General features: G+C 65.4%; 16 protein-coding genes. All 16 read left to right on the forward strand.

Going from position 1 to position 21,844, the window contains the following annotated elements; all coding sequences use genetic code 11:
* The first annotated feature begins 12 nt into the window (after window positions 1-12).
* Window positions 13-2,826 carry a molybdopterin-dependent oxidoreductase gene (locus KHZ24_02830; GenBank protein ID MBS5450139.1) on the forward strand — a complete coding sequence of 938 codons (2,814 nt, stop codon included), beginning with the start codon at window positions 13-15 and terminating at the stop codon, window positions 2,824-2,826.
* Window positions 2,816-3,454 (forward strand): 4Fe-4S dicluster domain-containing protein, encoded by a 639-nt coding sequence (locus tag KHZ24_02835; GenBank protein MBS5450140.1) that lies wholly within the window; start codon window positions 2,816-2,818, stop codon window positions 3,452-3,454. Before KHZ24_02830 ends, KHZ24_02835 begins: the two co-directional genes overlap by 11 nt.
* Window positions 3,455-3,555: 101 nt before the next feature.
* Complete coding sequence (locus KHZ24_02840) at window positions 3,556-4,260, forward strand: molecular chaperone TorD family protein (protein MBS5450141.1); 705 nt, start codon at window positions 3,556-3,558, stop codon at window positions 4,258-4,260.
* Between the two features lie 11 nt (window positions 4,261-4,271).
* On the forward strand, window positions 4,272-4,979 hold the full coding sequence (locus KHZ24_02845; GenBank protein ID MBS5450142.1) for a ferric reductase-like transmembrane domain-containing protein: 708 nt from the start codon (window positions 4,272-4,274) through the stop codon (window positions 4,977-4,979).
* Between the two features lie 299 nt (window positions 4,980-5,278).
* Window positions 5,279-6,907 (forward strand): ABC transporter substrate-binding protein, encoded by a 1,629-nt coding sequence (locus tag KHZ24_02850; GenBank protein MBS5450143.1) that lies wholly within the window; start codon window positions 5,279-5,281, stop codon window positions 6,905-6,907.
* A 124-nt stretch (window positions 6,908-7,031) separates the two neighbouring features.
* Window positions 7,032-8,048 carry an ABC transporter permease gene (locus KHZ24_02855; GenBank protein ID MBS5450144.1) on the forward strand — a complete coding sequence of 339 codons (1,017 nt, stop codon included), beginning with the start codon at window positions 7,032-7,034 and terminating at the stop codon, window positions 8,046-8,048.
* Window positions 8,049-8,053: 5 nt separating this feature from the next.
* On the forward strand, window positions 8,054-8,977 hold the full coding sequence (locus KHZ24_02860; protein MBS5450145.1) for an ABC transporter permease: 924 nt from the start codon (window positions 8,054-8,056) through the stop codon (window positions 8,975-8,977).
* 5 nt (window positions 8,978-8,982) lie between these two features.
* On the forward strand, window positions 8,983-10,044 hold the full coding sequence (locus KHZ24_02865; protein MBS5450146.1) for an ABC transporter ATP-binding protein: 1,062 nt from the start codon (window positions 8,983-8,985) through the stop codon (window positions 10,042-10,044).
* A 70-nt stretch (window positions 10,045-10,114) separates the two neighbouring features.
* Window positions 10,115-11,206 carry an ATP-binding cassette domain-containing protein gene (locus KHZ24_02870; protein MBS5450147.1) on the forward strand — a complete coding sequence of 364 codons (1,092 nt, stop codon included), beginning with the start codon at window positions 10,115-10,117 and terminating at the stop codon, window positions 11,204-11,206.
* 203 nt (window positions 11,207-11,409) lie between these two features.
* The gene (secD, locus tag KHZ24_02875) at window positions 11,410-12,924 is read left to right on the forward strand and encodes a protein translocase subunit SecD (protein ID MBS5450148.1); all 1,515 of its coding nucleotides are present in this window, start codon (window positions 11,410-11,412) and stop codon (window positions 12,922-12,924) included.
* Window positions 12,917-13,867 carry a protein translocase subunit SecF gene (gene secF, locus KHZ24_02880; GenBank protein ID MBS5450149.1) on the forward strand — a complete coding sequence of 317 codons (951 nt, stop codon included), beginning with the start codon at window positions 12,917-12,919 and terminating at the stop codon, window positions 13,865-13,867. Before secD ends, secF begins: the two co-directional genes overlap by 8 nt.
* Window positions 13,867-17,547: a single-stranded-DNA-specific exonuclease RecJ gene (gene recJ, locus KHZ24_02885; GenBank protein ID MBS5450150.1), complete on the forward strand. Its 3,681-nt coding sequence runs from the start codon at window positions 13,867-13,869 to the stop codon at window positions 17,545-17,547. Before secF ends, recJ begins: the two co-directional genes overlap by 1 nt.
* Window positions 17,544-19,979, forward strand: a complete 2,436-nt coding sequence (locus KHZ24_02890; protein MBS5450151.1) for a bifunctional (p)ppGpp synthetase/guanosine-3',5'-bis(diphosphate) 3'-pyrophosphohydrolase — start codon at window positions 17,544-17,546, stop codon at window positions 19,977-19,979. The genes recJ and KHZ24_02890 overlap by 4 nt, the downstream gene beginning before the upstream one ends.
* Window positions 19,957-20,640, forward strand: a complete 684-nt coding sequence (locus tag KHZ24_02895; protein MBS5450152.1) for an MBL fold metallo-hydrolase — start codon at window positions 19,957-19,959, stop codon at window positions 20,638-20,640. Before KHZ24_02890 ends, KHZ24_02895 begins: the two co-directional genes overlap by 23 nt.
* Window positions 20,641-20,858: 218 nt before the next feature.
* On the forward strand, window positions 20,859-21,596 hold the full coding sequence (locus KHZ24_02900) for a hypothetical protein (protein MBS5450153.1): 738 nt from the start codon (window positions 20,859-20,861) through the stop codon (window positions 21,594-21,596).
* A 54-nt stretch (window positions 21,597-21,650) separates the two neighbouring features.
* Entirely contained in the window at window positions 21,651-21,842 is a 192-nt protein-coding gene (locus KHZ24_02905; protein MBS5450154.1) for a hypothetical protein, read from the forward strand.
* Window positions 21,843-21,844 lie beyond the last annotated feature (2 nt).

Below are 21,844 nucleotides of genomic sequence, written 5' to 3' on the forward strand. Positions count from 1 at the left end.
GAGGAGAAGGAGTTGACAGAGACGACCATCAGCAGGCGCAGCTTCGTAAAGCTCGCCGCGTTTGGCGCTGCCGCCGCTGCCATGGCCACGACGGCGACGCCGAACCTGCTTGCCGCCGAGCCGTCCGCCGCGCAGGATGCCCCAGCGCAGGATGAGGTCAAGAAGCTGCATACCATGTGTCGCGGCTGCCTCAACAACTGCGGCATGATCGCGCACGTCAAGGACGGCAAGGTCATCAAGCTCGAAGGCGACCCCGACGACCCGATGAACAAGGGCGGCGTCTGCGCCAAGGGCCTTGCCGGCATCCAGGCGCTCTACAACCCGAACCGCATCAAGTACCCCATGAAGCGCGTCGGCGAGCGCGGCTCGAACCAGTGGGAGCGCATCTCCTGGGAGCAGGCCATCGACGAGATCTGTGACGTCATGTGGGAGTACTACCAGAAAGAGGGCCCCAAGAGCCTCGTGTGCTCCACGGGCGGTGGCGGCAACCCACAGTTCTTCTCGCCGGCGCGCTTCCTGTCCGTCTGGGGCGGCGGCAACTTCTTCGAGCCGGGTTGCGCCCAGTGCTACCTGCCGCGCAACCACATGGAGTTCTGCCTGAACGGCACGGCCGACACGTCGCTGGCCGACGGCCCCGTCACGGAGGTCTATCTGCCCGGTATCCTGCCCGACGACAAGTGCACGCCCACGAAGGCGTACGTCATGTGGGGCGTCGGGCCCAGCTTGCACGGCACTGGCTCCACGGGCCGCGTCGTGACGGACCTGCGCAACGCCGGCATGAAGACGGTCGTCATCGACCCGCGCCTCACACCCGACGCCGCCCGCGCTGACGTGTGGCTGCCCATCCGTCCTGGCACGGACGTCGCGCTCATGCTGGCGTGGATCAACTACATCATCGAGAACGACCTGTACGACCACGAGTTCTGCCGCACGTGGACCAACCTGCCGTTCCTCGTCCACGAGGACACGCGCCTGACGTATCGCGCCTCCGAGCTCAACCTGGGTGGCGAGGACGAGTACGTCGTGTGGGACAAGAAGTCAAACAAGGCCGTCGCCATGCCCTACCCGTTCCCCGAGGACGGCTCTATCGACCCGGAGATGTTCGGCAGCTACGAGCTGCCCAACGGCGAGACGGCACGCACGGCGTTCCAGATCATGAAAGAGCACGTCGCCGAGTGGACGCTCGACAAGGCGGCCGAGGTGTGCTGGCTTGAAGCCGACAAGATCGAGGAGGCTATCAAGATCTACGTCGACGGCTGCCCCAACGCCGGCGTCTCGCTGGGCGTCGCGACGGACCAGACGCGCAACTCGGCGCAGGCGGCGCAGGGCGACGCCATCCTCGACATCCTCATGGGTTGCATCCGCCAGCCCGGCTCGATCGTCCAAGATCGCCCGTGCTACGTCGAGCCGTGCAACTACGTTGTCCAGCCGTTCGGTCTGCACCACCCCGACCACCCGCTGCGCATGCCTGAGGAGGAGGCCAACGCGCGCCTCGGCTACACGGAGCACAAGGGCCTGGGCCACTGGCTCGCGTCGCACATCCCGAGCGTGCTCAAGGCCATCGAGACGGGCGAGCCCTATCGTCCGCGCATCTGGATCGAGCGTTCGGGCAACAAGCTCGCCATGGTAGGTAACGCCACGCGCTTCTACGAGGCGATGATGACGACGGAGCTCAACGTCCACATGTACATGCACTGGACAACGACGAGCGTCTGCCTGGCTGACTATGTGCTGCCCACGGCTGAGTGGCTTGAGACGAACTACGCGCAGGATCGCTTGAACACGTATGGCATCCGGCAGGCGTGCACGCAGCTCTACGAGGCTGTCGATGAGTGCATGCACTGGTCGTGGCTCGCCGCGGGCCTCGCCAAGCGCGGGCACAAGCGCGCCATCGACTCGTTCGATCCTGAGGTCGCCGGCAAGTTCTACGGCACGTACTGGAAGACGTACGAGGAGTACATGGACTACGTCGGGTACTTCGTCGGCAGCTTCTACTACGGCACAGAGGACTGGGACTGGAAGACGTTCCAGGCGCAGGCTCCCAGCCAGTACCAGACGATCGAGGAGTACGCCGAGAAGTCGTACAACAGCCACCTCAAGCTCGACGAGGAGACGGGCAAGCCCGTTGGCTTCCACACGACGTCCAAGCGCTGTGAGCCGTACTTCGACGGTAACATCCTGCTCGGCCTGACGGGCGCTATCGATGGCTCGGGCACGATGGAGCCGGCGACGGACGTGTTCCCCAAGTCAGACAACTACAACCCTCTGCCGTACTACCTCGAGCCGTACGAGTCCCCCGTTGAGGGCGATCCAGGCTACGACCCGGCCTATCCGTACACGCTCACCCAGGGCCGCCTGCCGTTCTTCCACCACGGCACGCTGCGCAACACGCCGTGGACACGCGAGCTGTGCGCCTACCCCGAGACGTGGATCAACCCGGAGACGGCGAAGGAGATTGGCGTCGAGGACGGCGACTGGCTGTGGCTCGAGTCAAAGCGCGGGCGTACCCAGGGCCAGTGCCGCGTGACGAAGAGCGTGGCGCCCAAGGTCATCTATCAGGAGCGCTATTGGAACCCCGAGCTGCTCGACAGCGACGACCCCAACCGCGCCTGGCAGGTCATGAACATCAACGTGCTGACGCAGAACAACGACGAGTGCCCGTTCAACGACGTGTATGGCACCTACACGCTGCGCGGCGTCCAGATCAACATCACGAAGGCCGACGGCGCGCCCGAGGGCGTGTGGCTCAACGCCGAGGACTTCACTCCGTGGCTGCCCGTGCCCTCGGAGAACACCGGAGGAGGTAATGCCGTCTATGGCGCGTAACTGCCTGGTTATCAACCTTGACCGCTGCATCGGCTGCTATGCATGCGAGCTGGCCTGCAAGATGGAGAACGGCGTGGCGCTCGGCCACCACTGGAACAAGCTCTACCAGGTCGAGCCCTACGGCGAGTGGCCCAACGTCAAGACGTGGTGGATCTCGAAGCAGTGCCAGCAGTGCGAGGACGCCCCGTGCATGAGCGTGTGCCCGACAGGCGCGTCTTACCGCAATGACGACGGCGTCGTGACGATCGACGAGAGCGCGTGCATCGGCTGCAAGCTGTGCATGGACGCGTGTCCCTACGACGTGCGCGACTACAACGACGAGGCGGGCGTCGTGCAGAAGTGCACGCTGTGCGAGTCGCTGACAAAGCAGGGCGAGAAGCCTGCGTGCGTCAAGAACTGCCCGGGTAAGGCTCGTTTTTACGGCGATCTGGACGACCCGGAATCCGACGTCTCCAAAGCGCTGGCCGCAGCTGATCCCGAGTCGATTCACCACCTGCCTGACACGGGCAATAGCCCGCTGACGACCTACATCCTGTCACCGCGCTTCGGCGAGTGGCGCGCCGAGGACCTGACCCCCACGGTGGAGAAGGCGCAGAAGTACGTGACGACTGCGGGGTCCGTGGACTAGTGCGGGGTTTGAGGCAAGAGCAATCCAACTTAGGTTGATCTGAGGGCGCCGGGTCGGGGACATGGGCCCGGCGCCTTTGAAGGGGAGAGAGGTGTGCGGTCATGTGGGAGAAGACTGAGCTGCGGGAGTTCTTTGAGGCGGGCATCGAGACGTATCGCTTCCTGTCGCAGGTGCTGTTCCGAGAGCTGAATGAGGAGGCCATCGCCGACTTGGCAGCCCAGGAGTGGCCGCGCGACACCGGCAACGATACGCTCGATCGCGGCTATGCGCAGCTGCGTCGCTTCTTCCACTTTGCCCCCTCCGACATGCGCGGCGCGCTCGCGGTCGAGTACGCGCGCATCTTCCTTGCGGCGGGCGTGTTCTCTCAGGATAAGATGACGGCCGTGCCATACGAGTCCGTGTTTACGAGCGAGCTGCACATCATGATGCAAGAGTCGCGCGACGACGTCGTACGCCGCTTTGCTGACGACGGCTTTGTCGTGAACCCCGAGCTTCACGAGCCAGAGGACCACCTCTCGTTCGAGCTCGAGTATCTTTCTCACATGTGCACGCGGGCGCTTGCAGCTCTTGACGCCGGCGATAACGCGGCGCTTGCGTCTAATGCGGCTCGTCAGGTGGCGTTCATCGACGCTCACCTGCTCAACTGGGTGGGGGAGCTGCGCGACGTGGCGGCCTCCTACGCCAAGACGACGTTCTATACCGGCATGCTGCTCGTTGTTCAGGGCGCGCTCGAGCAGAGTCGCGTGGCGCTCGAGAGCATCGCCTCCCATGTCGTGCAGGCCGAGCCTGCCGTCGCGTGCGCGTAGGGGGTGCGCTCGTGATCGACGTATCGAGTCTCATTGCGCTGGGCATCTCTCTCGTCGTGGCGATGCTTCTGGCATTCCCGCTGGCCAAGACGCTGCGTGACCACGCGACACCGTTTTATGTCGGCGCGTTTGTCGTTGTGGCGGCGTATGTGTGGGCCGTGTCGCAAGACGTAAACCTGCGCCACTGGCAGTGGGCGACGTTCGTGCTCCAGAAGGGCTATCTCTCGTCGGTGCTGCTTGGCATCGTTATGTTTACGGGATGCCTCGACGCCTCGTCGAAGCTGCGCCACCAGTGGCGTCTCGTGCGCGGTGAGCTGTCCGTGCTGTCGTTCATATTCATCCTGGGGCACCTTGCTGTGTTCTTGCCGTCCTATCTCGAGCGCTTACTGGGTGGCGCCGTGCTCAAGGTGAACGTTCGCGTCTCCATTGTCGTTGCGCTTGTGCTCGCCGTGATCTTTGTGGCGCTGGGCGTCATGTCGTTTCGGACTGTGCGCCGCCACATGAACCCGCGTGTGTGGAAGAACATCCAGCGTCTGGCCTACCTCATGGTCGCGCTCTATCTCGCGCACATTCTGTTCTTCCTCGGAACGTCGGCGCTCGGCGGCTCGCATAAGGGCTTGGCAAGCCTCATTGTCTATACGGTGCTCGTCGTGCTCTACGCGGTCCTGCGCGTCCGGCGGGCGTTGATTGATCGGCGGGCGGCTTCTGGCGTTGCCTGATGGCGCGTATGCATGCGGTTCACCTGACGGGCGTCCCTGTGGGGCGCCCGTTTCTTTTGCTCTGTCTCCACGCATCGCGCCGTTTACCGCCCCATTTCGTGCTCTCACCATAAAGATGAATATCAACGCCCAAGAAATGCACTGTAAATGAATCTGAGTCGATATGTTCTCCATGTAACTGAATTATTTCTGAGAAGTTAAAGCCCGTAAATCCCAGGGTATTGCGCGGCGTACTTTGCCTTAATAAAGCACGTCACGTTTGCGCGCCCTAACGGCGCATAGCCCTGGGAGGACAGCCCATGAACAGCACAACCTCATCCGCGGCCGACGTGAGCGTCTCGCGCCGCCAGCTCTGCAAGCTTTTCGCCGCCGCCGGCGTCTTCTCGATGATGGGCGGCATCGCGGCCTCCGTCGCGCATCCTGCCACCGCGCTGGCTGATGGCGAGTACAAGGACACGGTCACGTTTGCCCAGGGCGCCGAGCCCACGTCGCTCGACCCCGCTTATTTCTCCGATGGCGACTCCCGTGCCGTTGTTCGCGAGATGTGCGAGTCCATGCTTCGCTTTGCTGCGGACTCGACCGACATCGAGCCCTGCCTCGCCGAGAGCTGGGACATCTCCGACGACCAACTCACCTATACGTTCCACCTGCGCAAGGGCGTCAAGTTCCACAACGGCGAGGAGATGACCTCCGCTGACGTCGTTGCCTCGCTCGGGCGCCAGCTCGAGGAGAACCGCGACACCGACATGTCCTACGCGTCGTTCATCTTCGGCGACTCCGACACGCAGACGGGCGTCTCTACGATCGAGGCTCCCGACGACTACACGGTCGTCTTTAAGCTGCGCTCCGTCAACACGACGCTCATCAAGAACATGGCTCTGGGTCTGGGCGCCCCCATCCTCTCGAAGAAGGCGCTCGACGAGGTGGGTGGCCGCTTCACGGAGACGCTCGTCGGCACGGGCCCCTACAAGTTCGTCAGCTGGACGAAGGCCGACAACCTCGTGCTCACGCGCTTTGACGAGTACTGGGATGCCGAGCACGCCGGCAAGACGCAGAACATCGTCTATCGTTTCATCGCTGAGAACGCGAGCCGCGTCATGGCCCTGGTCAACGGCGAGGTCGACGTCATCACGGGCGTTGACTCGACCGTCGCGAGCACGGTGACGAACTCCGGCTACTCGCTGTTCGAGGTTGACGGCCTGAACATCAACTACATGCTGTTCAACTGTGACCAGTCCATTTTCACGGACGCCAGCCTGCGCAAGGCCGTGTGCCAGGCCATCAACGTGCCCGAGCTCGTCAAGGCGCTCTACGGTGACTATGCCACGCCGGCGAACTCCGTCATGCCCGAGTCGATGGCTCCCTACGTCAAGGACATCAAGCAGCCCGAGTATGACCCCGAGGCCGCTCAGGCCGCCCTGTCGGCTGCTGGCGTGACCGAGCTCCACATGATCACGTACTCCAACCCGCGCCCGTACAACCCCGCCACGGGCCAGACGCTGGGCGAGGCTATCCAGGGTTACCTCGCCAAGATCGGCGTCAACGTCACGGTCGACACGTATGACTGGACGACGTACAAGCAGAGGCTGAACGCCCATGACTTCGACCTGGCGTTCAACGGCTGGTCGGGCGACAACGGCGACCCGGACAACTTCATGAACCTGCTTGCTGACTCGTTCGACGGCCTGAACACGGCCCACTTTGAGGACGCGGAGTACAAGGACCTCATCAAGCAGGGCGTGGAGCTCGAGGACGGCGAGGAGCGCGACGCGATCTACAAGCGCTGCGAGGAGATCGTGGCCGAGAAGGTGCCGTGGCTTGTCATCAGCCACACGAAGGTGCTGACGGGCTACAGCCCCAAGGTCCAGAACATGAACTACCACATCGTCGACGACGTCCGCATCGAGAACCTGCAGGTGCTGGCGTAGCGCATCGATCGTAGGGAGTCGGCTGGGTCCGCCCTTGGGGACGGCCCGTCTGAGAACGCAGGCAGACGGGCCGTCCCGCTGTTTGGGGCGGTTCGTCAAATAGGAGAGAGAGGAGGCGAGGCTCGTGCTGAAGTTCATCATCAAGAGGCTCCTGATGGCCATCCCCGTGCTGCTCGGCGTGTCCATCATCGTGTTCCTCATCATGCGAGCCTTCTCGCCCGACCCCGCTGGCGTGGTCTTGGGCGACCACGCCACGCAGGAGGCGATCAACGAGTGGCGCGAGGAGTACGGCCTTAACAAGCCGATGCTCGAGCAGTACTGGGACTTCCTGTGGGGTGCGCTGCACGGCGATTTCGGCATGTCGTACTACACGCACACGCCCGTGGCCGACGAGATATTCAAGCGCTTCCCGGCGACGATCGAGCTCGCCTTGTTCGCCATCCTCATAGCCGCGATCGTGGGCATCACGCTCGGCGTGCTGGCGGCAACGCACAAGGACAAGATCGTCGACCGCATCACGATGCTGCTCGCCCTGGCCGGCGTCTCGATGCCCGTGTTCTGGATCGGTATCCTGTTCATCATCTTCTTTGCAGGCACGCTGCACATCCTGCCGAGCACGGGCCGCATCGACCCCATCATGCAGCCGACGGGCGGAACGGGCTTCTATTTGATCGACACGCTCGCCAAGGGAGACTTCCAGGCGTTCGGTAATGCGATACAGCACCTCATCCTGCCCGCCCTTGCCCTGTCGCTGTACTCCATGGCCATCATCGCCCGCATGACGCGCTCGAGCATGCTTGAGTCGCTCTCTGAGGACTATGTGCGGACGGCCCACGCCAAGGGCCTGCGCGCCGGCCGCGTCGTGCGCCACCACGCGCTGCGCAACGCCATGCTGCCGGTCACGACGATCATTGGCCTGCAGCTCGGCGGCCTCATGGGCGGCGCCATGCTCACGGAGACCGTCTTTGCCTGGCCGGGCGTCGGCAAGTACGCCGTCGACTCCATCGTGAAGTCGGACTTCCCCGTCGTACAGGGAACGGTGCTGCTCACGGGCGTCATCTTCATCGTGATGAACCTGCTCGTTGACGTCATCTACGCCTATCTTGACCCGCGCATCAAGTACTCGAAGGAAGAGGGGTGAGAGCGATGGCAGCTACCGAAAGCCCCGCGCCCCAGTCTGCCGAGCTCGCGGTCAACGCCCGCGTCACGGGCAAGGCGGAGTCGCCCTGGCATGCTATGTGGGTGAACCTGCTGCACAACAAGGCAGCCATGGTCAGCCTCGTCGTTATCGTGCTGTTGGCGCTCATCGCCATCGTCACGACAGCGTTCCCGCAGGTGCTTCCCTACGACCCCTACGAGCAGGACCTGTCCGCGTCGTTCCAGGCCCCCAGCGCCGAGCACTGGGCGGGCACCGACCAGCAGGGCCGCGACATCTTCTCGCGCATCCTTGTCGGAACGCGCATCTCCCTGGTGTGCGGCCTGCTCGCCGTGTCCATCTCGCTCGTCATCGGCGTGGCGCTCGGTGCCATCGCTGGCTACAAGGGTGGCTGGGTCGACACGCTTATCATGCGCATCATGGACATGATGCTCGCCATTCCCTCGCTGCTGCTGGCAATCGCGCTCATGGCGGCCCTGGGCAAGGGCATCGACAAGGCGGTCATCGCCATCGGCATCGTGTCCATCCCGGAATACGCCCGCATCGTCCGCTCGCAGATCCTGTCGGTGAAGAGCAACGACTATGTGGCTGCGGCGCGCGTCATCGGCGACTCCGACGCCGTCATCATCTTCCGCCACGTGTTGCCCAACGTCGTGCCCAGCATCATCGTGCGCGCCACGCTCGGCATCTCCGGCGCCATCCTCGACTGCGCCGCGCTCGGCTTCCTCGGTCTGGGCGTACAGCCGCCGGCGGCAGAGTGGGGCGACATGCTTGGTCGCGGCCGCAGCTATATCTTCATGGCCCCGTGGACGATGATCTACCCCGGCCTTGCCATCACGATCGCCGTGCTGGCGTTTAACATCCTGGGCGACGGCATCCGCGACGCGCTCGATCCCAAGTCGCGGAAGAGGTGAGGACAATGCTGCTTGAAGTCAAGGACCTCGTTACGGAGTTCCCCACGCGTCGCGGCGTCGTCCGTGCGGTCAACGACGTGAGCCTGTCCATCGACGCCGGCCAGGTCGTCGCCGTCGTGGGCGAGTCCGGCTCCGGCAAGTCCGTCACGTCGCTGTCCATCATGCGCCTGCTCGAAGAACCGGGTCACGTCGCCTCGGGAAAGGTGCTGTTCGAGGGGCGCGACCTGCTCGAGCTCAACGAGCGCGACATGGAGAAGGTCCGCGGCGACCGCGTCTCCATGATCTTCCAGGAGCCGATGACGTCGCTCAACCCCGTCTACCGCGTAGGTGACCAGATCGTCGAGGCCATCCGCACGCACTCCCACATGTCCAAGAAGGAGGCGTGGGACAAGGCCGTCGACATGCTGCGCATCGTCGGCATCCCCGACCCCGCGAAGCGTGCCCGCGACTACCCTCACCAGATGTCGGGTGGCATGCGCCAGCGCGTCATGATCGCCATGGCACTGTCGTGCAACCCCCAGCTCCTGATCGCGGACGAACCGACGACGGCGCTCGACGTGACGATTCAGGCGCAGATCCTCGACCTGCTGTACAAGCTGAAGAACGAGTACAACATGGCTGTCATGCTCATCACGCACGACCTGGGCGTCGTGAGCGAGATCGCCGAGAAGGTCGAGGTCATGTACTGCGGCCAGATCGTCGAGGAGGCGCCGAAGGTTCCGCTGTTCGACGCCCAGAAACACCCCTACACGCTCGGCCTGCTCCGCTCTATCCCGCGCCTTGAGGACGAGAGCTCCGAGAAGCTATTCATGATCCCGGGCGTCGTGCCCAACCCGCTCGACATGCCGCCGGGCTGCCCGTTCTCCGACCGCTGCGAGCGCTGCACGCAGCGGTGCCGCGAGCACATGCCCCAGATGTACGACCTGCCCGGCCAGCCCGGGCGCCGCGTGCGCTGCTTCCTGTACGAGAACGGTGCCAACGCGGGCGAGAACGTCAATGCCGAGACCGCAAGCTGGGACGACCCCAAGCTGCCCGGCGTGAAGGGTGAGGAGGTGCGCCATGGCTAGTGCTGCTGCCGCCGTGCTCGACAGGCCCGAGGTGGCCGATGACGCCGCGACGCGCCTGAGGGGCGAGAAGATGCCGGCCGATACGCCGCTGCTCGAGGTGCGGCACCTGACGAAGCACTTTGTCGCTGACGCCAACTTCTTCGGCAAGCCCACGAGCTGGGTGCACGCGGTCGACGACGTGAGCTTCTCCATCAACCGTGGCGAGGCGTTCGGCCTCGTGGGCGAGTCGGGCTGCGGCAAGACGACCGTTGGCAAGATGCTGGCGGGCCTGCTGCGCCCGACAGGCGGCCAGATCATGTTCGAGGGCAAGGACCTCGCCTCCCTGTCCCCGAAGGAGCGCCGTGCCCACGCCCGCGACATCCAGCTCATATTCCAGGATCCCTACGCGAGCCTCAACCCGCGCATGACGATCGGACAGATCGTCGCGGAGCCCATCAAGACGAACAAGCTGCTGCCGGCTGACAAGATCGACGCCCGCGTGTGCGAGCTCCTCGAGCGCGTTGGCCTGCCGAGCTACACGAGGACGCGCTATCCGCACGAGTTCTCAGGCGGCCAGCGCCAGCGCGTCGGCATCGCGCGTGCCCTCGCCGTGAGCCCGAAGCTCATCGTGTGCGACGAGCCGGTCTCGGCCCTGGACGTGTCCATTCAGGCGCAGGTGCTCAACCTGCTTGACGAACTCAAGGAGGACCTGGGCCTCACGTACCTGTTCATCGCCCACGGCCTCAACGTCGTCAAGCACATCTCTGACCGCGTCGGCGTAATGTACATGGGCAGACTCATGGAGATTGCCCCGAAGGCGAAGCTGTACCACGACCCGCTCTGCCCCTACACGCAGGCGCTCCTGTCGGCCATTCCCTCGACGAACCCGCACCTCATGCGCGAGCGCATCATCCTCGAGGGTGACGTGCCGAGCCCTATTGACCCGCCGGACGGCTGCCGCTTCGCATCGCGCTGCTTCGCGAAGATCAAGCGCTGCGACCTGGCCCACCCGGACCTGCGCGAGGTGAAGCCGGGCCACCTGTGCGCCTGCCACCGCTTCGACGGCATAGCGCCCGAGCAGGTGAGCGAGGTCGCGCGACATATCGTCGACAACGGCGAGCGTCCCGCGTACGGCTACGGAGAGGTGGACACGAACGGCCCATCCATCATCACGCTCAAGTAGCGGGACGGGGCGGAGCCTAGCGTCGCATTTATTGCGTGATTTTGTGAAGGGTCGCTCGCGTTGGCGTGAGCGGCCCTTCTGTCGTGCGTGCGTCCCGTGTTGCGGTGCCGTCTCGAGCTGCGGTTGGTATACAATGACCGATCGTTACCTTGCGATAAGGCTGTCCCGGCGTGGACGGCCGGTGTACCCAGGGAAGGTTGTTCATGGCAGATCGAGATTCGAAGCGGGAGGGCTCGCAGGAGCGTACGCACACGACGGCGTCGCGGGAGTGGGCCAAACAGACGGGTGGCGCGGGTCAAGCAAAGCGTCGCGCGCCCAAGAAGGGCGGGTCGGGCAAGCGTCGCCCCGCAGAGGTGCGGCGCTACGCGGGAACGCTCATCGCGCTCGCCGTCATCCTTGTGTGCTGCGTCATCGGCTTCACGCCGCTCGGCGAGAAGATCACGCAGGGCCTCGACCTACAGGGCGGTGTGTCCGTCATCATGACGGCGAGCAAGCCGGACGGCTCGGCCGTCACGGACGAGGACATGGAGAAGGCCGTCTCCATCGTACAGAACCGCGTGAACTCGCTCGGCGCGAGCGAAGCCACCGTGCAGAAGCAGGGGAGCAACTCCATCCTCGTGCAGATCCCGGGCGCAACGGACGCCCAGCAGGCCATCGACACGATCGGCCGCACGGGCATGCTCGAGTTCGTCGACCTGATGGACGTCGCTGACCAGGACGCGCTGCTCAAGATCAACAACGGGCAGTCCGGCGTCGAGCTGAAGCAGGGCAGCTACACCGCGTTCATGACGGGCGACGACATCTCGAACGTCACGATCAGCCAGCAGTCGGCGGGCAGCGCGTACTACGCCGTCAACATCACGCTCAACTCCCACGGCACGCAGCAGTTCGCCGACGTCACGAAGGTGCTGGCGCCTACGAACGGCCGCATCGCCATCGTGCTCGACGGCGTCGTGAACTCCGCGCCCGCCGTGCAGTCCGAGATCGCGAACGGCCAGGTTGCCATCACGGGCAACTACACACTCGACGAGGCCAAGGAGCTCAAGACCGTGCTCGACTCCGGCTCCCTGCCCGTGACGCTCGACTACTCCGAGTCGCGCGTCGTCGGCCCGACGCTCGGCCAGGACTCGCTGACGCAGGGCCTGATCGCCATCGCGGTCGGCTTTGCGGTCGTCGTGTGCTACCTGCTCTTCTTCTACCAGGGCATCGGCCTCATCACCGTGACCGCCCTCGTCGTGTTCGGCATCGTCTACCTCGGCCTGCTCGCTCTGCTGTCGCACTTCGGCGCCTTCGCGCTGTCGCTGCCTGGCCTGGCTGGCGTCGTGCTGACGATCGGCATGGCGGCTGACTCCTCAATCCTCGTGCTCGAGCGCTTCCGCGAGGAGATCCGCATGGGCAAGGCGCCGCGCAAGGCGAGTGAGTCCGGCTCGAAGCACGGCATCATGACGGCGCTCGACGCCGGTGTCGTCACGCTCATCTCTGCGCTCGGCCTGTTCTTGCTCGGCGTCGGCTCCGTCAAGGGCTTCGGCCTGACGCTGGCCCTCGGCGTGCTGTGCTCGTTCTTCACGCTGCTGTGCTACACGACGCCCGTCCTGCGCCTGCTCGGTCGCTCTGTCATCGAGAAGAACCCGGGCTTCTGGGGCGTTCGTCACGACATGGAGGAGGCGAAGGCCGCCCAGCAGGCGCGCCTCGGGAAGGGGGGTGAGCTCGATGCGTAGCCACTTCAAGCACGAGATCCAGTTCGTCAAGCACCGTCGCGTCCTGTTCGCCATCTCCATCGTGCTCATCGTCGTTGCCATCGTGGGCGTCGCGGTGCGCGGCATCAACCTGGGCATCGACTTCATCGGCGGTACGCAGGTGTCGTTCAACGACGCGGGTGACATCACGATCTCCGACATGCGCGACGCTTTCGCGCAGGGTGGCGCTGGCGATGCCGTTGTCCAGACGACGCAGTCCGGCGACACGCGCGGTTTCCTCGTGCGTACGAACGAGACGGATCCGAGCGCGGCAAATGAGCTCGCGGCGGGCATTGCGTCTCAGCTTGGCCTGGCTGACAACTCCTACCAGGTTACGACCATCGGCCCGAACTGGGGTAGCGACGTTACGCGCAGCTCCGCTATTGCGTTCGTTGTCGTTATCGCGCTCATCATCGCGTTCGTGTCCGTGCGCTACGAGCTCAAGATGTCGCTCATGGCAGTGCTGTCGCTGCTGCACGTGCTCATCATCGTCATCGGCGTGTACGCCTGGGCGCAGCTCGAAGTCACGCCGAACGTCGTGGCAGCCCTTCTCACGATCATGGGCTACTGCCTGTACGACACCGTCGTCGTGTTCAACCGCGTCAACGAGAACATGCGCTCGCTGAAGGACGGCGTGCACCGCACGGCGCTCCAGATCACGAACTTCTCTGAGAACCAGGTCATCGTCCGCTCCGTGAACACGGCGCTGTGCAGCCTCGTGCCCGTCGGTGCCATGCTGCTGTTTGGCGGCGAGACGCTCAAGGGCTTTGCGTTCGCCATGTTCCTCGGCCTTTCCCTGGGCGCCTACTCCTCCATCGCCATCGCGGCGCCGCTGTACGCGCTGTGGAAGGGCCGTGAGGAGCGCTGGGCCCAGGCTGAGCAGCGCTACGGCGAGAACGCGACGGACGCCGGGAAGGATCGCTAATGTCCTCGCTTGCGCGCAGCAGAAGTTGGGAGGTCGTGCGCTTCGATCCCCAGCTCGCTGCGCGCATCGAGGAACAGACGGGTGTGACGCCGCTCGTCGCCCGCATCATGGCGGGGCGTGGCGTCACGGATCCCGACGCCGTCGAGCGCTTCCTCTCACCGTCGCTGACGCGCGACTGGGTTGACCCGGCGCTCATCCCGGGACTTGTGCCTGTTGTCGAGCGCCTCGACCGGGCGCTTGACGCGGGGGAGCGCATCGCGGTGTTCGGCGACTTCGATGTTGACGGCATATCGGCGACGTGTCTTTTGACGCGCGCCCTGCGCGAGCTCGGCGCTGAGGTGACGCCGTTCATCCCTCGCCGCTTCGACGAGGGCTACGGCTTGTCCCGCGCTGCGCTCGACCGGCTCGTCGAGATGACGAGCCCCGACCTCATCGTCACGGTTGACACGGGCATCGCCGGCAAAGACGAGGTCGCCATGCTCCTCGCCGAGGGCATCGACGTCGCGATCACCGACCACCATGAGCCCGCCGACCTCGTGCCGCAGGGCGTGCCCGTGTGCGACCCCAAGCTCGACGACGACTGCCCGAGCCGCGATCTTGCTGGTGTCGGCGTCGCGCTTAAGGTCATTTGCGAGCTTGGCGCCCGTCGTGGCCGCCCTGACTTGTGGCGTACGTACACCGACGTCGCCACGCTGGGCACGGTGAGCGACATGATGCCGCTGACGGGTGAGAACCGCTCGCTCGTCGCCGACGGCGTCGCCCGCCTGCGCACGGCGCGCCTGCCTGGCCTTGCGGCGCTTGCCGCCCGCGCGCGCCATCCTCTTGAGGACGTCACGGCCGACGAGCTAGCCTACTCTGTCATCCCGCGCTTGAACTCCGCCGGTCGCATGGCTGACCCGGCGCTCGCCCTCGACGTCGTCATGGCGGAGGATCCCCTGCGCGCCGAGGACCTCGCCTCGCAGCTCGAGGCCATCAACCAGGAACGCCGCTCCATCGAGGCGGAGCTTTCGTCCGAGGCCATGGCGCTCGTCGAATCGACGTACGACGGCGGGCGTGTCATCGTTGTGGGTGGCGAGGGCTGGCACGAGGGCGTCAAGGGCATCGTCGCTAGCCGTCTCGTCAACCACTTCCACGTGCCGGCGCTCCTGTTCACGATATCTGACGGTATAGCGCGCGGCTCGGGTCGCTCCGTGGGTAGCGTCAACCTGTTCGAGGCTGTCGAGCGTTGCTCTGACCTGCTCGTGCGCTTTGGCGGCCACGCCGGAGCCGTGGGCGTCACGCTCGAGTCCGCCAACCTCGATGCGTTCCGCGACCGCATGGAAGAAGTGCTCTCTGAGCTACCGGTCAGCGCGTTTGAGGACAGGCGCAGCGTCGCTGCCGAGGTGACGCTTTCCGAGATGACGATCGACGTCATTCGCTCGCTCGACGTCCTGCGCCCGTTTGGCCAGGCGAACGAGGTCCCGCTCCTCGCGGCGTGCGGCGTCACGATGACGGAGCGACGCCGGCGCGGTGAGGGGGGTAGGCACCTCTCGTTCAATGTCACGGACGGGACGTCGTCCGTTCCCTGCATCATGTTCAACGCTGCCGATGCCGAGGCTCTTGTCGAGTATGACGGCGCCATCGATCTCGTGTTCGAGCCCAAGGTCGAGGTATGGCAGGGGCGCACGAGCGTCAAGCTGCACGTGCGCGATGTCCTGCTGCGCACGGAGGAGGCACCTGGCAGCTGCGATCCTGCGACGGCTCGCCTCGTTGACGACCTGTTCGGGCGCTCCGACGAGTTCCTCGGCATGAGCGAGGTCGCCGATATCTCCCAGGCGTCGTCGTTCCACACGAAGGTCGTAGGCGTGACGTTTGAGGGGCGCCAAGATGCCCTTGCCGGGCTGAAGGCCGGCGATGAGCTCGTGCTCGAGCGCGAGCCGTCCAACGAGCACGACCCGAACGCCGTTGCCGTGCGTACGGCTGATGGCACGCAGGTTGGCTACCTCAAGCGCATCATCGCGGCGGCCCTCGCTCCCGAGCTCGACCGCGGCGCCGCCTACTCCGCTGTCGTCAGCGATGTGACGGGCGGCGACGTGGGCACGAGCCGCGGCGTCAACGTGCTCGTCGTGCGCCGCGGCGAGCCCGGCAGCGACGACGCTCTTGCCGTGGCGGCCCAGCGCCGCCGCGAACGCGCCCGCCTTGCGTCGCTCTCCACCGCAGAGCTCACCGACGAGCTGCGTGCGCTGCTCATCGGCGACGCTCAGCTGCTCCCGGCTCAGGAGCGCTCGCTCGCTAACCTCGACGCGGGCGTCTCGACGCTCTGCGTCATGGCGACAGGTCGCGGCAAGTCTCTCATATTCCACGTACACGCCGCACGTACGGCCCTGCTGAACCATCGCGCGAGTGTGTTCGTGTACCCGCTGAGGGCTCTCGTTGCAGACCAGGCCTTCCACCTTGGGCGCGTGTTCGACCGCCTCGGCATGACGACGCGCGTGCTCACGGGAGAGACGCCGCTCGGTCAGCGTGACGCCGTCTTTGCGGGCCTGGCTGACGGGGGCGTCGACATCGTGCTGACGACGCCGGAGTTTCTTGCGCTGCACTCGGGCGAGTTCGCAGCCTCGGGTCGCGTCGGCTTTGTCGTCGTCGACGAGGCGCACCACGCCGGGCTGGCAGCTGCGACGAAGCGCCCGGCCTACCTCGAGATGCCGCGCATCCTCTCTGAGCTTGGCCATCCAACGGTGCTCGCCGTCACGGCGACGGCCGACACCTCCGTTGCGCGTGAGGTTGAGCGTCTGCTCGACATAGATGAGCGCGGCGTCGTCATCGACGCATCGCGCCGCGACAACCTCATGCTTATCGACGAGCGCAACACGGCGGGGCGCGACGACCGTCTCGTGAGCCTGCTTGCGCGCGGCGAGAAGACGCTCGTGTACGTCACGACACGCGAGCAGACGGTGCGCGTCGCGCGCATGCTGCGCCACCGCGTGTGGGAGTGCGGCCACCGCGTCGCGTTCTACAACGGTGGGCTCACGCGCGAGGACCGCGCAAGCGTCGAAGCGGCGTTCCGCTCGGGCGAGCTGACATGTGTCGTGTCGACGAGCGCGTTCGGCGAGGGCGTCAACCTGCCGGACGTGCGCCACGTCGTCCTCTACCACCTGCCGCTCGATGAGGTCTCGTTCAACCAGATGTGCGGTCGTGCGGGGCGCGACGGAGAGGATGCCTGGGTACACTTGTCGTACAGCGTGGGCGACGGCCGGGCCGACGAGCGCCTGCTCGCGCGGGAGGCACCGAGTCGCGACGACCTCGCCATGCTGTACCGCGTGCTCATGGGACGCGCCCGCGCCGCACGTCTGGCTGGCGAGCAGAGCTTTGCGGCGACAAACGCTGACCTCGCGAGTGACTGCATCGCCCAGATGACGCGTTGCACGATCGACGACCACGCCGTGTCGTGCGGCATCGCCATTTTCCGCGAGCTCGGCTTTGCGCGTACGACGGGGTTCGGCTCGCGCCGGCGCATCGAGATGGTGTCGTCTCCCGAGCACATGGACCTGACGCGATCCATTCGCTACGTCGAGGGGTTGCGTGCCCAGCAGGAGTTCGCGCGCTACAGCGACTGGGCGCTGGGCTCGCCGGGCGATGAGATACTCGCGCGCATCAGCCGGCCGATCGTGCCCTATGGAACCGAGGGAGGCACCCGATGAGTGACGACACGCGTACGGCTGCGACGGCGACGGGCACGAGCCCTGCCGGGTCCACGCCTCCCGCCGCGAAGGCGCCGGCCGCGCCTGCGAAGCCTGCGCCTCTCGAGGCGCCTACGGACGAGGGGCGCGACAACTTCCCACGCCTGCTCGAGGCTGCGGGGAGCTATCTCGGCCCCGACGACCTCGACAAGGTGACGCGCGCTTATCGTTATGCCGCCAAACAGCATGCTGGCGTCAAGCGCAAGAGCGGCGAGCCGTACATCTGCCACCCGGTCGAGGTGGCGCTCATCCTGGCCGAGAACCTGCATAGCGACGTCGACGTGCTGTGTGCCGGCCTGCTGCACGACACGGTCGAGGACACGGACACGACGCTTGAACAGCTGACTGACATGTTTGGCCCGCAGGTGGCCGAGCTCGTCGACGGCGTGACGAAGCTCACGAACATCGAGGTTGACTCCCTGTCTGAGCAGCAGGCGCTCAACCTGCGCAAGCTGTTCCTTGCCATGGCCAAGGACATCCGCGTCATCATCATCAAGCTGGCCGACCGCCTGCACAACATGCGCACGCTCATGGCCATCCCGGAAGATCGCCGCATATTCAAGGCTCACGAGACGATGGAGATCTACGCCCCGCTGGCCAACCGCCTCGGCATCAGCTCCATCAAGTGGGAGCTCGAGGATCTGTCGTTCTGCTACCTAGAGCCGGCGAAGTACCGCCAGATCGCGCGCATGGTCAGCGAGACGCGCGAGCAGCGCGAGCACTACCTCGACGAGGTCATCGGCATGCTGCGCGGCGAGCTCGACCGCGCGGGCATCAAGGGTTACCGCATCATGGGTCGCCCGAAACACCTGTACTCCATCTATCAGAAGATGAAGAACCGCGGCAAGGACTTCTCGGAGATCTACGACCTCATCGCGCTGCGCGTCATCACGACGAACGTGCGCGACTGCTATGCGGCCGTCGGCGCCGTGCACGCCCAGTGGCACCCCATGCCCGGGCGCTTCAAGGACTACATCTCCATGCCGAAGTTCAACATGTACCAGTCGCTGCACACGACGGTCATCGGGCCGGCGGGCCGACCTCTGGAGATCCAGATCCGAACGGAGGAGATGCACCAGCAGGCCGAGTACGGCATCGCGGCGCACTGGCTCTACAAGCAGGCGGGCAACTCCGAGGGCAACAAGCAGACGAGCGCCCAAAAGCTCGACGACCAGCTCGCCTTGCTCGGACGCACGCTCGAGTGGACTCAGCAGGACGACATGTCCGACCCGCAGGAGTTCTTGAACGCGCTCAAGATTGACCTGTTCGACACCGAGGTGTTCGTCTTCACGCCCAAGGGCGAGGTCGTCATCCTGCGCGCCGGATCGACGCCGCTGGACTTCGCGTACTCCGTGCACACGGAGGTCGGCAACCACTGCGTCGGCGCAAAGGTGAACGGCTCCGTCGTGCCGCTCTCCTACGAGCTGCAGATGGGCGACCGCGTTGAGATCCTGACGCAGAACAACGCGAGCCCCTCGCGCGACTGGCTCTCCATCGTCAAGACGCCGTCGGCTCGCTCGAAGATTCGCAGCTTCTTTGCCAAGATGACGAAGGCCGACGACGCTGCGGCCGGTCGTGACGAGGTGGCACGAGAGCTGCGTAAGCAGGGCCTGGGCATCGCGACGCCGCGCACGACACGCGCCATGGCGAAGGTGGCGCCCATCCTCGGATTTGCCTCGCCTGATGACCTATTTGTCTCCGTGGCGAACGGCAAGACGTCGCCGCGCCTCGTGGCGAACAAGGTGAGCGCCCAGCTCGAGGGCGCGACAAACAGCCAGGCTGAGGCCGAGAAGCGCGCGCTCGCAAGCTTGACGACCGCCGGCTCGCTCATGACGATGACGCCGCCGCGCATCGCTCGTCCCACGACGGCCCAGCGCCGAGAGGCGGCCAAGCGCACGAACAACGGCATCGTCGTCGAAGGCTCGGACACCGAGCTGCCCGTGCGCCTCGCACGCTGTTGCAACCCCGTGATGGGCGACGACATCGTGGGCTTCATCACGCGCGGGCGCGGTGTCAGCGTACACCGCGCCGACTGCCCGAACGTCTCGAGCCTCCAGAAGTCCGAGGGGCGCATGATCGGCGTGCGCTGGGACTCGGGACGCGCCTCGCTGTTCCAAGTCGAGATCGTCATCGAAGCCGTCGATCGCACGCGTCTGCTCACGGACATCACGGTCGTCATCTCGGACCAGGGGGGCAACATCCTGTCGTCGGGCACGCGCACGGATCGCAGTGGCATCTCCAACATGCGCTTCCTCATCGAGCTCGGCGACATCGGACGCCTCAACGCGATGCTCTCGCTGCTGCAGCAGGTCGACGGTGTGCTGGATGCGCGACGCGCGCTGCCGGGCGAGTCGGGGGAGGGGAAGGGCCGTGGCAAGCACCACTCCCACTAGTTCCGTGCGTGAGCCAGCTGGTTGCGTCCGGACTGTCGTTGTCGGCTCGCTGCAGGAGAACTGCTACATCGTCGACGACGGCCAGGGCGGTGCCGTGCTCGTGGACCCTGGCGACGACTGGCCCGCCATCGAGCGTGCCCTCGCGGGCCGTCCCGTGCGCGCCGTGCTGATCACGCACTTCCACGCCGACCACGTGGGCGCCCTGAACGATGCGCTCGCTGCGACGGGGGCACCCTGGTACATCGGCGACGCCGACGCCCGCATGCTTGAGCCGGGCCGCGCTCGCACCGCGCACGCCCACTACGCCGCTGTCGAGGTGCCCACTCCTCCGGAGCGTACCGTGCACGGACGTGACGTCGTGACCGCGGGGGAGCTGAGCTTTGCGGTCATCGACTGCCCTGGCCACTCCAAAGGCGGCGTCACGTACTACGAGCGCGCCTGTGGCCTGGCGTTCACGGGCGATACGCTGTTTGCGGGGTCGTGCGGCCGCACAGACCTCGAGGGCGGCAGCGGGCGTGCCATCGCGAGCTCGCTCGCGCGTCTCGCCAAGCTGCCCGATGCCGTGCGCGTGCTTCCGGGTCACGGGCCCGCGAGCACGATCGGCGTCGAGCGCGCGACGAATCCCTACGTGCGCCAGGCGCTCGCAAACGAGGTGCTATGAAGCCCGCTCAAGAGGGGGTCATATGAATCTCTATAGGCATTTACCTGCTGGTTTATGAGATCAAGGGTCTCGGCGCCTCAGCGTGACCCAACAGTCGGTACTGCCTTTACCCTCCTGCCTACGTAGTAGGTTATAGAACCTTGAGCTGCGCCTTGCTATGATGAACTCGCCGGCACGCTTTCCGTCGTGCCGTTATCTACGAGCAAGGGAGAGTGGCTATGACCTATGAGATGGGCGGTGCGGTGGATCGGCGGCGCCTGCTGAAGGGGGCGGCTCTGGGCGTGCTGGGCGCAGCCGCTGCCCCACGCCTGGCAACGGCATCTGAAAAGGCGTCCTCTGCGAAGAACGACCTGCCGCCGCTGCCGCCCTCGGACCCGGATCCCGAGAGCCCCTTTGGCGTTGACCGCGCCATCACGGTGCACAACATCGACGACTACCTCAACCGCCCTGACGTCGCCTATCGCGACTGCCGCATGCTCTTCGACCCGGCGGACTGGTGGGCCATGAACGGCAACCCTGACCTGTCGTCGTGCCTCGAGGGATTCCGCATCGTGCCGTATCCCTACGTCGGCACGATGCAGCCGCTGCCGGTCGAGGGCGCCTATGACGGCGACGTGCTGTACACCGTCGTGTGGAACGAGGACGGAAGCATTGAGTCGGCGACGCCGAACTTCAAGGAGTCGCGCACGATCCTCGATGACCTGTTCCCCAAGGACAGGCCTCTCTTTCTCGTCTGCGGAGGCGGTGGATACGCCGGCTTTACGAAGAGCCTGCTGACGTTCCTGGGCTGGGATCCCGCGCTTCTCTACAACATCGGCGGCATGTGGGACTACACGGGTGACCGCCTTGTCCACATCATCGAGTATGGCGAGACAGAGGCGGACGACGTCTATGCGCTGTGGCGGGCTGACTACGCGACGATAGACTTCTCGCTTTTGCAGCCCGTCGAGGCGTAGCGCGCGCTCGTACGCTCCATCGGATAAAACGGTTTGTGAGAAAGGACAGGATTCATGAGCAGCGACGGAAGCGATCGCAAGGGTTCGAGCGGGGCCGCGTCGGACGGCAAGGGTCACAGCTCGCGCAAGGACCGCAACACGGGCCGCATCGTCAAGGCCGGCTCGAAGCGGGCCTCGTCGGCCGGTGCCTCGTTCGGGCACTCGTCGGGCCACGACAAGGCCTCATCGAGCAAGCGTAAGGGCTAGGA

The sequence above is a fragment of the Coriobacteriia bacterium genome (genome assembly GCA_018368455.1).
Taxonomy (GTDB): Bacteria; Actinomycetota; Coriobacteriia; order Coriobacteriales; family UMGS124; genus JAGZEG01.

Bases quoted from the DNA above. Each gene is read 5' to 3' on its own strand.
- KHZ24_02835 (MBS5450140.1), top strand. From the start codon at position 2,816: ATGGCGCGTAACTGCCTGGTTATCAACCTTGACCGCTGCATCGGCTGC.
- KHZ24_02840 (MBS5450141.1), top strand. From the start codon at position 3,556: ATGTGGGAGAAGACTGAGCTGCGGGAGTTCTTTGAGGCGGGCATCGAG.
- KHZ24_02850 (MBS5450143.1), top strand. From the start codon at position 5,279: ATGAACAGCACAACCTCATCCGCGGCCGACGTGAGCGTCTCGCGCCGC.
- KHZ24_02860 (MBS5450145.1), top strand. From the start codon at position 8,054: ATGGCAGCTACCGAAAGCCCCGCGCCCCAGTCTGCCGAGCTCGCGGTC.
- KHZ24_02865 (MBS5450146.1), top strand. From the start codon at position 8,983: ATGCTGCTTGAAGTCAAGGACCTCGTTACGGAGTTCCCCACGCGTCGC.
- KHZ24_02870 (MBS5450147.1), top strand. From the start codon at position 10,115: ATGCCGGCCGATACGCCGCTGCTCGAGGTGCGGCACCTGACGAAGCAC.
- secD (MBS5450148.1), top strand. From the start codon at position 11,410: ATGGCAGATCGAGATTCGAAGCGGGAGGGCTCGCAGGAGCGTACGCAC.
- secF (MBS5450149.1), top strand. From the start codon at position 12,917: ATGCGTAGCCACTTCAAGCACGAGATCCAGTTCGTCAAGCACCGTCGC.
- recJ (MBS5450150.1), top strand. From the start codon at position 13,867: ATGTCCTCGCTTGCGCGCAGCAGAAGTTGGGAGGTCGTGCGCTTCGAT.
- KHZ24_02890 (MBS5450151.1), top strand. From the start codon at position 17,544: ATGAGTGACGACACGCGTACGGCTGCGACGGCGACGGGCACGAGCCCT.
- KHZ24_02900 (MBS5450153.1), top strand. From the start codon at position 20,859: ATGACCTATGAGATGGGCGGTGCGGTGGATCGGCGGCGCCTGCTGAAG.
- KHZ24_02905 (MBS5450154.1), top strand. From the start codon at position 21,651: ATGAGCAGCGACGGAAGCGATCGCAAGGGTTCGAGCGGGGCCGCGTCG.